The organism is Streptomyces sp. NPDC090106, assembly GCF_044747265.1.
Classification (GTDB): Bacteria; Actinomycetota; Actinomycetes; order Streptomycetales; family Streptomycetaceae; genus Streptomyces.
Window position 1 is genome coordinate 288664 of the sequence record NZ_JBIVDS010000009.1, and the last position, 11941, is coordinate 300604.

The 11941-nt window shown below is 72.1% G+C and carries 9 protein-coding genes; 2 read left to right on the top strand and 7 right to left on the bottom strand.

The window, feature by feature from the left end:
- Positions 1 to 7: 7 nt before the first annotated feature.
- On the bottom strand, positions 8 to 634 hold the full coding sequence (locus ACIPSE_RS28615) for a TetR/AcrR family transcriptional regulator (RefSeq protein ID WP_401667767.1): 627 nt from the start codon (positions 632 to 634) through the stop codon (positions 8 to 10).
- Positions 635 to 742: 108 nt separating this feature from the next.
- Here ACIPSE_RS28615 and ACIPSE_RS28620 point away from each other — a divergent pair, with 108 nt between their 5' ends.
- Entirely contained in the window at positions 743 to 1882 is a 1140-nt protein-coding gene (locus ACIPSE_RS28620) for an acyl-CoA dehydrogenase family protein (protein WP_401667769.1), read from the top strand.
- Between the two features lie 96 nt (positions 1883 to 1978).
- On the opposite strand, the gene ACIPSE_RS28625 is transcribed toward ACIPSE_RS28620, so the two are convergent.
- The 6 genes from ACIPSE_RS28625 to ACIPSE_RS28650 all read right to left on the bottom strand — a co-directional run bounded on the left by ACIPSE_RS28625 (position 1979) and on the right by ACIPSE_RS28650 (position 11014).
- Complete coding sequence (locus ACIPSE_RS28625) at positions 1979 to 3811, bottom strand: AMP-dependent synthetase/ligase (RefSeq protein WP_401667771.1); 1833 nt, start codon at positions 3809 to 3811, stop codon at positions 1979 to 1981.
- 196 nt (positions 3812 to 4007) lie between these two features.
- Positions 4008 to 6191 (bottom strand): 3-hydroxyacyl-CoA dehydrogenase NAD-binding domain-containing protein, encoded by a 2184-nt coding sequence (locus tag ACIPSE_RS28630; RefSeq protein WP_401667773.1) that lies wholly within the window; start codon positions 6189 to 6191, stop codon positions 4008 to 4010.
- Positions 6192 to 6250: 59 nt separating this feature from the next.
- Positions 6251 to 7465, bottom strand: a complete 1215-nt coding sequence (locus ACIPSE_RS28635) for an acetyl-CoA C-acetyltransferase (protein ID WP_401667776.1) — start codon at positions 7463 to 7465, stop codon at positions 6251 to 6253.
- A gap of 110 nt (positions 7466 to 7575) precedes the next feature.
- Complete coding sequence (locus tag ACIPSE_RS28640) at positions 7576 to 8718, bottom strand: acyl-CoA dehydrogenase family protein (RefSeq protein ID WP_401667778.1); 1143 nt, start codon at positions 8716 to 8718, stop codon at positions 7576 to 7578.
- Positions 8719 to 8765: 47 nt separating this feature from the next.
- Positions 8766 to 9791, bottom strand: coding sequence for an LLM class F420-dependent oxidoreductase (locus tag ACIPSE_RS28645; protein ID WP_401667780.1), 1026 nt, complete (start codon positions 9789 to 9791; stop codon positions 8766 to 8768).
- Entirely contained in the window at positions 9791 to 11014 is a 1224-nt protein-coding gene (locus ACIPSE_RS28650) for a CaiB/BaiF CoA transferase family protein (RefSeq protein ID WP_401667783.1), read from the bottom strand. Before ACIPSE_RS28650 ends, ACIPSE_RS28645 begins: the two co-directional genes overlap by 1 nt.
- A 248-nt stretch (positions 11015 to 11262) precedes the next feature.
- Here ACIPSE_RS28650 and ACIPSE_RS28655 point away from each other — a divergent pair, with 248 nt between their 5' ends.
- Positions 11263 to 11910, top strand: a complete 648-nt coding sequence (locus ACIPSE_RS28655; protein ID WP_401667786.1) for a TetR/AcrR family transcriptional regulator — start codon at positions 11263 to 11265, stop codon at positions 11908 to 11910.
- The last annotated feature ends 31 nt before the right edge of the window (positions 11911 to 11941 follow it).

The following is an 11941-nucleotide window of genomic DNA, read 5'->3' on the forward strand; positions in this document are numbered from 1 at the left end:
CGGGCCCTCAGGCGTGGAGCAGGGGGGCGAGGTAGCGGCGGGCGAAGGCGCGCGCCTGCTCCTCGTCGTCCAGCTCGATGCAGCTGGCCGGGTTGAGGAGGAAGGACACCGCCACGCGCACCATCAGCTCGGCCGCCGGCCGGGGGTCGGACTCGGGACGGCCCTCGGTCTGCTGGGCTCGGCGCAGATGAGCGGTCAGATAGTCGGTGGTGGCGGTGAGCGAGGGCCCGCCCTGCACGGTCATGTACGGCAGGACGACCTCGGGTTCGAGCCGCAGCAGCCCCCCGAAGAGCGGGTGGGCCTTGGTGTACCGCAGGGCGACCACGAAGCCCTCGACGATGCGGTCCTCCATGGTCGGCAGCGCGGCGACCGCGGCGTCCAGCTTCTGGAAGAAGCGGCTCCCCTCGCGCAGCAGACAGGCCTCCACCAGGCCGTCCTTGCTCTGGAACCGCCGGTACACGGTCACCCGCGACACTCCGGCCCGTTTCGCGACGTCGTCCACCGAGGAGCGGCGCAGGCCGAACGTCGTGAACTGCTCCACAGCGGCGTCGAGGATCTGCCGCGCCAGCTTTTCCTCTGTCTCGGGCCGCGCGATGGCGCGGGCCAGCAGGGAGTCGTTAGCAGAAGTCTTCATGGTGCCTTTCACGGTACCGGCACAGCCACCGAACGCAACATTGATACATAATTCATATCTCTGTACCTCGCTGTATCCGACTGTACCTGACCGGTCCTGGAGGCCCCCATGGGAAGCCGTCTCACCCCCGAGCAGTCCGACTTCGCCGCCGCCGTACGCGACTTCGCCAAGCGCGAGTGCGGCACCCGCGAACAGCGTGAGGCGCTCACCGAGGGCGGACGGGAGCCCCACAACGCGAAGATCTACGGCATGCTCGCCGACCTCGGCTGGCTCGGCGTCTGCCTGCCCGAGGAGTACGGCGGCGCGGGCGGCGGCCTGGCCGACGCCTGCGTGTTCCTGGAGGAGTGCGCCTACGGTCTGATACCGGCGGGCGGCTTCGTCACCACCGTCATCACCGCCAAGGCCTACGAACGGTTCGGCACCGAGGAGCAGCGCCGCGAGGTCCTCGGCGCCGCCGCGCGCGGCACGGTGCTCTCCATCGCCATGTCGGAGCCGTCGGCGGGATCGGACGTCGGCGCCCTGCGCGCCCGGGCGGAGCGCCTGCCCGACGGGGGTTGGCTGGTCAACGGGCAGAAGACGTGGATCTCCAACGCCCACATCGCCCGCAGCATGCTCCTCGTGGCCCGCACGAGCGACGACAAGCACGGCGGTCTGACCATGTTCCACGTCCCCATGGACACCCCCGGTGTGGAGACGCGCGGCATCGAGACCATGGGGGGCCGCGAGGTCAACGACGTGTTCCTCACGGACGTACGGCTGCCCGCCGGGGCCGTCGTCGGCGAGGTCGGCCAGGGGTGGCGCCAGCTGATGGCCGGGCTGAACTACGAACGGCTGTTCCTGGCCGCCAACATGCTGGGGCTGGCCCGCCGGGCCTTCGACGACGCCGTCGCCTATCTCGGCGAGCGCGAGCAGTTCGGCCGACCCATCGGGTCCTTCCAGGCACTGCGGCACCGGGTCGCCGACCTCGCCACCGAGCTGGAGTGCGCACGCCTGCTGGTGCGCGAGGTGGCCCTGGACTGCGACGCCGAACCCGACCGGCTGTTCCCGCGCGAGGCGTCGATGGCCAAGCTCAAGGCGACCGAGACCGCGAAGCGGGTCACCCTGGAGTGCATGCAGATGATGGGCGGCTACGGCTACGCCACCGAGTACGGCATGGAACGCCATCTGCGGGCCGCCGTCGTCTCCACCGTCTACGGCGGAACCAGCGAGATCCAGCGCGACATCATCGGCAAGAGCTACGGGCTGTGACGCATCACCTGATGACCTGATGACCTCATGACCGAGGGCCTCCGGTCACCCGCGCGAGCTGCGGGTGACCGGAGGCCCTCGTCGTTGAGGCGGTGATCAGTCGTCGTACAACTGCGTGAGCGCGTCGGCGTACTTGTCGCCGATGATCCTCCGGCGCAGCTTCAGGGACGGGGTCAACTCCCCGGTCTCCGGGCCCCATTCCTGGTCGAGCAGACGGAACCGCTTGACCTGTTCGGTCCGGTTGAGCCGTGCGTTGGCGGCGGCGACGGCACGCTCCACCTCCTCGCGGATCACCGGGTGCGTCACCAGCGCGGCCGGGCCGGTGTCCTCGATGCCGTGCGCGGTGGCCCAGGCCGGAGCCGCCTCGGCGTCCAGGACGAGCAGCGCGACGAGGTACGAGCGACGGTCGCCGTGCACCAGCGCCTGCCCGATCAGGGGGTGTTCCTTCAGCGTGTTCTCCACCAGCGCCGGGGAGACGTTCTTCCCCGTCGAGGTGATGATCATCTCCTTCTTGCGGTCCGTGACCCAGACATAGCCGTCCTCGTCGATCCGGCCGATGTCTCCGGTGCTCAGCCAGCCCTCCCCGTCCAGGGCCGAGCGGACCGAGCCGTCCTCCTGGAGGTAGCCCGCGAAGACGGATTCCCCGCGCACCTCCAGCTCCCCGTCCTCGGCCACGCGCACCCGGACGCTGGAGACGGCACGCCCCACCGAGCCGAGCCGGAACCCGGTCTTGGGGCTGTTGGCGGTGGCGACACCGGTGGTCTCGGTCAGGCCCCAGGCGTCCATGATGACGACGCCGAGCCCCGCCCAGAACCGCACGACGTCCAGGGCCATGGGCGCGGACGCGCTGGCCGCCCAGGTCACCCGGTCGAGGCCGCCCATGGCCAGCAGCGGCAGGAGCACTTCCCGGCGGCAGCGGTCGTAGGCCGCCTCCAGGTCGGCGGGCGGCTGCTCCCCGCGCTCACGGAAGGCGACGTGCTCGCGGGCGATCTCCGCCGCGCTCTCGACGGCCTCGCGCTGTTCGGCCGGCAGGGCGGCGAGGCCGGCGCGCACCGCGGCGGCCAGCTTCTCCCAGATGCGGGGCACCCCGAAGAACTGGCGGGGCCGCACCTCGCGCACCACGCCCGCCACGGCGGTCGGGTCGGCGCACAGATGGACGTGCGAGGCCCGGTGGCAGGGCAGGTAGATGCCGAGCATCCGCTCCGCGATGTGGGCGAACGGCAGGTAGCAGATGTGCTCGACGTGCGCCGGCAGCTCCACGACCGCGTCCAGGGCACGGGCGTTGGCCAGCACCTGGGCGTGGGTCAGCACGACGCCCTTGGGCTCACCGGTGGTGCCGGAGGTGTAGACGACGGTCAGCGGATCGTCGGGAAGCGCCCCGTCCAGTTCCTTGTCCAGCTCGTCCGGGACGGGTTCGGCGGCCAGGGCCGCGCAGGGCAGATGGCGGCCCTCCTCGCCCGCGTTGACCACGACGAGCCGGGACAAGGGAGTGTCGTCGTCATCCAACAGGGCTTCCCACACGGCGACTTGGGCGGCGCCCTCCACCACGGCCACCGCGGCACGGCAGTTGCGCGCGATGTGGGTGATCTGCCCCGGCGCGGCGGTGCCGTACACACTCACCGGTACGGCACCGAGGCGGACCAGCGCGAGGTCGGACAGCCAGTGCTCGGGCCGGTTGCCGATCATCAGCAGCACGTGGTCGCCGCGCCCGACGCCGAGTGCGGCGAATCCGGCGGCCAGCCGCCTGGTGCGGTCGTGGACCTCGGCCCAGGTCAGGGTGGAACCGGTGGTGCCGCCCGGTTCCTTCCAGGACAGGGCGGGCAGGTCCGGGTGGAGGCGCGCGTTGCGCTCCAGGAGCTGCGGCAGGGTGCGTGGCGCGGAGGGCGGCGCCGGGGGTGGTTCGCCTTCGGTGCGCGGGGCTGGTGTCATGACGGCCTCCTGGCGGGCTGGAACGGACGGACCGGGGTGCGGGTGCGGGTGCGAGAGGGGCGCGGTCCGCCCCGGCCGGTGCGGGGCGGACCTGGTGCGTGCCCAGCCGGTGCCGGGCGGACCTGGTACGTGCCCAGCCGGTGCCGGGCGGACCTGGTACGTGCCCAGCCGGTGCCGGGCGGACCTGGTACGTGCGTCAGGCGTCGCGGAACGTCTCTTCGCGCTCGGCCTTGCGGATCAGCAGGGCGGGCGGTTCGAAGCGCTCGCCGTGCAGGTCGCGCAGCTCCCGGGCGCGGGTCAGGAACCCCGGCAGACCGCCCGGGTAGCCGTTGGCGTACTGGAGGACGCCGCCCGTCCAGGGCGGGAACCCGATGCCCAGCAGCGACCCGACGTTGGCGTCGGCGACGGAGCCGAGGACACCCTCCTCCAGGCAGCGCACGGAGTCGAGGGCCTCGACGAACAGCATGCGTTCACCGAGCTCCGTCAGATCCGCGTCGCGCAGCGCCGGGTCGGTGAAGTGGGTGCGCAGACCCGGCCACAGTCCGGTGCGCCGCCCGTCGGTGTACTCGTAGAAACCGGCGCCGCCGCTGCGGCCGGGACGCCCGAACTCGTCGATCATCCGGTCGACGACGGCGTCGGCGGGGTGCGGCTGCCAGGTCCGGCCGGCCTCCTCGGTGGCCCGCCGGGTCTCCTCGCGGATGCGGCGCGGCAGGGTGAGGGTGAGTTCGTCCATCAGGGCGAGCACCTTCGCCGGGTAACCGGCCTGCGCCGCGGCCTGTTCGACGGTCGCGGGATCGTAGCCCTCGCCGACCATCGCGACGCCCTCATCGATGAAGCGGCCGATCACGCGGGAGGTGAAGAAGCCCCGGCTGTCGTTGACGACGATCGGCGTCTTCCTGATCTGCCGCACGAGGTCGAAGGCGCGGGCCAGCGCCTCGTCGCCGGTCTGCTTTCCCTTGACGATCTCGACCAGGCGCATCTTGTCCACGGGTGAGAAGAAGTGCAGCCCGATGAAGTCCTTGGGCCGCTCGACGGCGCCGGCGAGCAGGGAGATGGGCAGGGTGGACGTGTTGGAGCAGAGCAGCGCGTCCGGGGCGACCCGCGCCTCGGCCTCGTGGAAGACCTCGCTCTTGACCGCGGGGTCCTCGAAGACCGCCTCGACGACCGCGTCACAGCCCGCGAGGTCCTCCGCGCGGGAGGTGGGCGTGATCCGGGCGAGCACCCGGTCCCGTTCCTCCTCGGTCGAACGGCCCTTGGCCACGGCCCGGTCGAGCAGCCGTGCCGAATACGCCTTCCCGCGCTCGGCCGCTTCCTGGCCGACGTCCTTCAGGACCACGTCGATGCCCGCCACGGCGCACGCGTAGGCGATGCCCGCGCCCATCATGCCGCCGCCGAGGACGGCGACCTTGTGGACCGTGCGGGCGCGTATGTCCTGCGGCCGGTTGGCGCCGGAGTCGACGGCCCGCAGGTCGTGGAAGAAGCCCTGGATCATGTTCTTGGCGGTCTGTCCGGCGACGAGTTCGGTGAGGTAGCGGGCCTCGACGACGAACGCGGTGTCGATGTCGACCTGGGCGCCCTCGACGGCCGCCGCCAGGATGTTGCGCGGTGCGGGGTAAGGGGCGCCGCCCAGCTTCTTGCGCAGGAGGGCGGGAAACGCGGGGAGTTGCGCGGCGAGCGCGGGATGGCTGGGGGTGCCCCCGGGTATCCGGTGGCCCGGGGTGTCCCACGGCTGGCCGGACCGCGGGTGCGCGTCGATGAACGCCCTTGCGCGGGCGTGCAAATCGTCGTCGTCGGTGGCGATCTCGTCGACCAGTCCGGCGGCGAGGGCGTCGGCGGGGGCGTACTGGCGGCCTTCGAGGAGGACCTTCTGGAGGGCCTCGGCGACGCCGAACATCCGTACCGTGCGCGTCACTCCGCCGCCGCCCGGGAGCAGCCCGAAGGTGACCTCGGGCAGTCCGACGCGGGCCGAGGGCCGGTCGAGGACGATCCGGTGGTGGCAGGCGAGCGCGATCTCGTAACCGCCGCCCAGTGCCGCCCCGTTGATCGCGGCGACCACGGGAAGCCCGAGCGTCTCGATCCGGCGCAGGGCGCGCTTGACCCGCATTCCGGCGTCGAAGGAGAGCTGTGCGGTCTCGGGGGTGACCGAGCCGAGGTCGCGCAGGTCGCCGCCCGCGAAGAAGGTCTTCTTGGCGGAGGCGACGATCACGCCCCTGAGGGTGTCCCGGTGGGCTTCCAGACGGTCGGCCGTCGCGTCCAGGGAGTCGATGAAGGCCTGGTTCATGGTGTTGGCGGACTGGCCTGGGTCGTCGAGGACGAGGGTGACGACGTGGTCGGCGTCCTCCTCCCAGCGGATGGTGCGGCGTTCGGCGTCGGGGGCCATGGATGCGCTCTCCAGGGGTGAACGGGACGGAAGGGGGCGGGAGTCGGGCATCGGGCGGTTCACAGGCGTTCGACGACGGTGGCGATGCCCATCCCGCCGCCGACGCACAGGGTGGCGAGTCCGTAGCGGCCACCCCTGCGCTCCAGTTCGTCCACGAGGGTGCCGAGGATCATCGCGCCGGTCGCCCCCAGCGGATGTCCCATCGCGATGGCGCCGCCGTTGACGTTGACCTTGTCCGGGTCCAGGCCGAGGTCCTTGACGAAGCGGAGCACCACCGCCGCGAACGCCTCGTTGATCTCGACCAGGTCGAGGTCGCCGACGGTCAGTCCCGCCTTGGCGAGGGCCTTGCGGGAGGCGGGGGCGGGCCCGGTGAGCATGATCGTGGGGTCGGCGCCGGAGACCGCGGCCGAGACGACGCGCGCCCGGGGCGTCAGCCCGTGCCGCTCCCCCGCCGCCGCGTTCCCGATGACGGTCAGCGCCGCGCCGTCCACGATGCCGGAGGAGTTGCCCGCGTGATGGACGTGGTCGATCCGCTCGACCCAGTGGTAGCGCTGGAGCGCCACCGCGTCGAAGCCGGCCTGTTCGCCGAGGTCGGCGAAGGACGGCTTGAGCCGGGCGAGCGAGTCGGCGGTCGTGCCGGGCCTGAGGTGTTCGTCGTGGTCCAGGACGAGCAGCCCGTTGCGGTCGAGGACCGGGACGACGGACCGCGCGAACCGTCCCTCCTTCCACGCCTCGGCGGCCCGGGCCTGGGACTCGGCCGCGTAGGTGTCGACGTCGTGCCGGGTGAAGCCCTCCAGGGTGGCGATGAGGTCGGCGCCGATGCCCTGGGGGACGAATCCGGTGGTGTGGTTGGTCAGCGGGTCCGTCGCCCAGGCTCCCCCGTCGCTGCCCATCGGGGTCCGGGACATGGCCTCCACGCCGCCCGCGAGGACGAGATCCTCCCAGCCCGAACGGACCTTCGCGGCGGCCAGGTTGACCGCTTCCAGGCCGGAGGCACAGAAGCGGTTCTCCTGGACCCCGGCGACGGTGTCCGGGAGCCCGGCCGCCATCGCGGCGGTCCGCGCGATGTCCGCGCCCTGCTCGCCGACGGGGCTCACGACCCCGAGGACGATGTCGTCGACACCGGCCGGGTCGAGGCCGGGGAACCTGCGGCGCACCTCGTCGATCAGTCCGACGACCAGGTCGACGGCCTTGACGGAGTGCAGCGCTCCGTCGGCCTTGCCACGGCCGCGCGGGGTGCGGATCGCCTCGTACACAAACGCTTCGGTGCTCAACGGGAACCTTCCGGTCGATTCAGGAGGGGGACACGAAGGGAGCGGGGACCGCGAACGGGACGGCCGGACGGGGAAGACCGGGGAACCCTCGGCCATCGGGCCGTCGGCGGTCACGCCAGCAGGGAGCGGCCGATGATCTCCTTCATGATCTCCGTGGTGCCGCCGTAGATGGTCTGGATGCGCCCGTCGAGGAAGGCGCGGGCGACCGGGTACTCGGTCATGTAGCCGTATCCGCCGTGGAGTTGGAGACAGCGGTCGACGACGCGCTTCTGGAGTTCGGTCGCCCACCACTTGGCCATCGAGGCGTGCGTGGCGTGCAGGCGGCCGTGGGTGTGCTCGATGATGCAGCGGTCGACGAAGCTGCGGGTGACGGCGCATTCGGTGGCCATCTCGGCGATCTCGAAGCGGATGTGCTGGAGGCGGGACAGGGGCCGCCCGAACGCCTCGCGTTCCTTCACGTACGTCGTCGTCACCTCCAGGATGTGCTCGGCCGCCGCGGCGGCGCCCACGGCGATGGCCAGGCGCTCCTGTGCGAGGTGCCCCATGAGGGCGGTGAACGCCTTGTTCTCCTCCCCCAGCAGGTTCTCCTTGGGCACCTTGACGTCCTCGAAGAACAACTCGGCGGTGTCCTGGGCCTTCTGGCCGATCTTGTCGAGGTTCCGGCCGCGCTCGAAGCCCTCCATGCCGCGTTCGACGACGAGGAGGCTCTGGCCCGAGCTGCCGCCGTCGGGGGTGGTGCGGGCGACGACCACGACGAGGTCGGCGAGGATGCCGTTGGAGATGAAGGTCTTGGTGCCGTTCAGGAGGTAGTGGTCGCCCCGGTCGGCGGCGGTGGTGCGGATGCCCTGGAGGTCGGAGCCCGCGCCGGGTTCGGTCATGGCGATGGCGGTGATGAGGTCGCCGGAGGTGTAGCCGGGCAGCCAGCGCCGTTTCTGTTCGTCGGTGGCGAGGCGGGTGAGGTACGGGCCGACGATGTCGTTGTGCAGGCTCAGTGCCATCCCGGAGGCTCCTGCCCGGGCGAACTCCTCGATGAGCAGGGCGCTGTAGCGGAAGTCGTCGACGCCTCCGCCGCCGTACTCGGTCGGGACGGCGAGGCCCAGCAGGCCCTGGCGGCCGGCCGCGCGCCACGCCGCGCGGCTGACGACGCCGTCCTTCTCCCACTGTTCGTGGTGCGGGGTCACCTCTTTGGCGAGGAAGATGCGCACGGTGTCGCGGAACGCCTCGTGGTCGGCGGTGTAGAGGTCTCGTCGCATGTCGTCTCCGGTCGGTGGGCGTGGGCCGGGCGCGGTGCCGTCGCGCTTCACAGCCAGGTCTTGACCTGCTCGACGAGGCGGGCCGGTTCGGGGCCGACGGGGGTGACGTTGAGCATGGTGACGCCCGCCTCCCGGAACACCTCGACGCGGTCGCGGACATAGCCCTCGGGGCCCGCGAGGCAGACCCGTTCGCACAGTTCGGCGGGTACGGCGGCCTCGGCGTCCTTCTTGCGGCCCGCGAGGTAGTGCTCCTGCACGGCGGCGGCCTCGGCCTCGTAGCCGTACGAACAGGCCAGGTCGTAGTAGAAGTTGCGGCCCGGTGCCCCCATGCCGCCGACGTACAGGGCGATGACGGGCCGCATGAGGTCGCGTACCGCCTCGGCGCCGTCGCCGATCGCCAGCAGGCCGCCCGCGACGACGGACAGGGGGCCCAGGGCGGCGTCGCGGCGGGCCGCGCCCTCGGCGAGGGGCTTGCCCCAGACCTCCGCCGCGCGTTCGGGGACGTAGAGGAACGGCAGCCAGCCGTCGGCGAGTTCGGCGGTCATGCGGACGTTGGCCGGGCCGAGGGCGGCGACATGGATCGGGATGCCGGCGCGGACGGGGTGGGTGAGGAGCTTGAGGGGCTTGCCGAGGGTGCCGCCCTTCTCGGCGGGCAGCGGCATGTCGACGATGCCGTGGTGCTCGATCACCTCGCGCCGCCAGATGCGCCGCGCCAGCTGGATGGTCTCCCGGGTGCGGCCGAGCGGCTTGTCGTAGCGGCGGCCGTGCCAGCCCTCGACGACCTGCGGGCCGGAGGCGCCGATACCGAGGATGGCCCGGCCGCCGGTGAGCGCGTCGAGTCCGGCCGCGGTCTGCGCGATGAGCGCGGGGGTGCGGGAGTAGACGTTGAGGATGGCCGAGCCGATGCGCAGGTGCTCGGTGCGGGCGGCCAAGTAGCCCATGATCGTGGGCGAGTCGAAGCCGTACGCCTCGGCGACCCAGACCGCGTCGAGTCCGGCGCGTTCGAGGGCGGCGGCGTCGTCGGCCGCGGTGCGCGGGTCGCCCGCGTAGTTCAGGGGCATCGAGAGTTCCATCAGTGTCCTCCTCCGGCGACCGGGCCGGGTACGTCCGATACGGCGAGCCCCGCGACCGCGCCCGGCGCCTCCGGTGCGGCGAGTGCGGGCACCTTCCAGTCCCGGGCGACCTCGCCGCCGTGGGCCCCGGGCTGGGCGGGCGGCAGCCGCAGGGCGCCCGGTGTGGCGGAGAAGCGGGGAGCCACGCCGGGCTGGGTCACGCCGTGCGCCTCGGTGAGCGTGCCCCGCGCCGCGAGGTGGGGGTGCCGGGCTGCCTCCTCCAGGGACAGCACGGGCGCGGCGCAGGCGTCCGTGCCCTCGAAGACGGCGGTCCACTCGGCCCGGCCGGCGCTCTTGAACCGCTCGGCGAAGCGGGCGCGCAACCGCGGCCACTCGCGCGGGTCGTGACGGTCCGGCAGGTCCTCCTCGCGCAGGCCGAGAAGGCGGACGAACTCGGCGTAGAACCGGCCCTCCAGCGCGCCGACCGCCATGTGTCCGCCGTCGCCCGTCTCATAGACGGAGTAGTAAGGGCAGCCCCCGTCAAGGAGGTTGCTCCCGCGCCGGTCGTGCCAGGCACCGGCGGCGAGCATCCCCCTGAGGGCGGCGGTGAGATGGGTCGTGCCGTCGACGATCGCCGCGTCCACCACCTGGCCTCGTCCCGTCAGACGGGCGTCGAGCAGCGCGGCGAGCAGACCGACCGCGAGGTAGAGGGAACCGCCGGCGTAGTCGCCGAGGAGGTTGGCGGGGACGGCCGGCGGGCCGTCGGGGGCGCCGATCATGCCGAGGGCGCCGGTGAGGGCGATGTAGCCGATGTCGTGCCCGGCGCGGGGCGCGAGGGGGCCGTCCTGGCCCCAGCCGGTCATCCGGCCGTACACCAGGGCCGGATTGACGGCCGCGCACGCCTCGGGACCGACGCCGAGGCGTTCGGCGACTCCGGGGCGGTAACCCTCGACGAGGATGTCGGCGCGTTCGGCGAGGGCGAGCACGACGGCCGGGCCGTCCGGGCTCTTGAGGTCGACGACGACCGAGCGCTTGTTGCGGTTGGTCAGGTCGTGGGCGGGGTCGATGCCCACGGGCGAGGCGGCGGGGCGGTCCACGCGCACGATGTCGGCGCCCAGGTCCCCGAGGAGCATCGCGGCGAACGGCGCGGGACCGATGCCCGCCAGCTCCACCACCCGCACCCCGGCGAGCGGGCCGGGCCCTCGCCCGGACCGCGGATCGCTGTCGCCACTGGCTGAGCTCATGAGACCCCTCTCTCGACGAGGGCCGCACGGACCCCCGGAACAGGATTACTTAGCGCTCGCTAAGACAGTAGGGGTGAGGCAATGAGCGGTCAACAGTCGTGAAACATCGGGGATTTCAACGACCCTTCGGCGGGAAGGTCATCAACTGCTGATCGATCGATAAGCTGGCTTCCAGGCCCGGCGGAGGGCGGCGGCCGTACACTTCACCTCGCCGGGGCACTTCCCGGAGACACATCGAAGGAGCGCCGTTGAGCACACAGGCGAAGCAGGGCACCGACGCCGTACAGCACTGGCGCGCGTACGAGCCGCTCGACCTGCATCCGATCCTGATGCACACGATGGAGGCGTTCAACGAGCACGGGTACCACGGCACTTCGGTCCGTGACATCGCCGGCCGGGTGGGCGTGACGGTCCCCGCGCTCTACTACCACTACGAGAACAAGCAGGCGCTCCTGGCCACCCTGCTCCAGATGTCCATGACGGACGTCCTCGACCGGTGCCGGGCCGCCGCCGCCGAGGCGGGCGAGGACCCGCTGCCCCGTTTCTGCGTCATGGTCGAGTCGATCACCCTCTACATGGCCCACCGCAAGGGCCTGGCGTTCCTGGACACGGAGATACGCAGCCTGGACGCCGGCAACCGCGCCCGCTACGTGGCGCTGCGCGACTATCTGGAGCACATGCTCCTGGACACCGTGAAGTCCGGTGTCGCGCAAGGGGTGTTCACGACGCCGATCCCCGCCGAGGCCGTCCGCGCCGTACTGACCATGTGCCAGGGCGTGGCCAACTGGTACCGGGCCGACGGCCCGCTCGCGGCGGAGGAGATCGCACGACGGTACGTCCTCCTGGCCCTCGGCACCGTCCAGCACACCGGCACGTTCCCCTCGAAGGCACCCTGAGACACGCCCCGGCCCACCACCTGGACGAGCA

What these genes read in the sequence shown, in the direction of transcription:
- ACIPSE_RS28615 (WP_401667767.1), bottom strand. Translation starts at nt 634, where the DNA reads ATGAAGACTTCTGCTAACGACTCCCTGCTGGCCCGCGCCATCGCGCGG.
- ACIPSE_RS28620 (WP_401667769.1), top strand. Translation starts at nt 743, where the DNA reads ATGGGAAGCCGTCTCACCCCCGAGCAGTCCGACTTCGCCGCCGCCGTA.
- ACIPSE_RS28625 (WP_401667771.1), bottom strand. Translation starts at nt 3,811, where the DNA reads ATGACACCAGCCCCGCGCACCGAAGGCGAACCACCCCCGGCGCCGCCC.
- ACIPSE_RS28630 (WP_401667773.1), bottom strand. Translation starts at nt 6,191, where the DNA reads ATGGCCCCCGACGCCGAACGCCGCACCATCCGCTGGGAGGAGGACGCC.
- ACIPSE_RS28640 (WP_401667778.1), bottom strand. Translation starts at nt 8,718, where the DNA reads ATGCGACGAGACCTCTACACCGCCGACCACGAGGCGTTCCGCGACACC.
- ACIPSE_RS28645 (WP_401667780.1), bottom strand. Translation starts at nt 9,791, where the DNA reads ATGGAACTCTCGATGCCCCTGAACTACGCGGGCGACCCGCGCACCGCG.
- ACIPSE_RS28650 (WP_401667783.1), bottom strand. Translation starts at nt 11,014, where the DNA reads ATGAGCTCAGCCAGTGGCGACAGCGATCCGCGGTCCGGGCGAGGGCCC.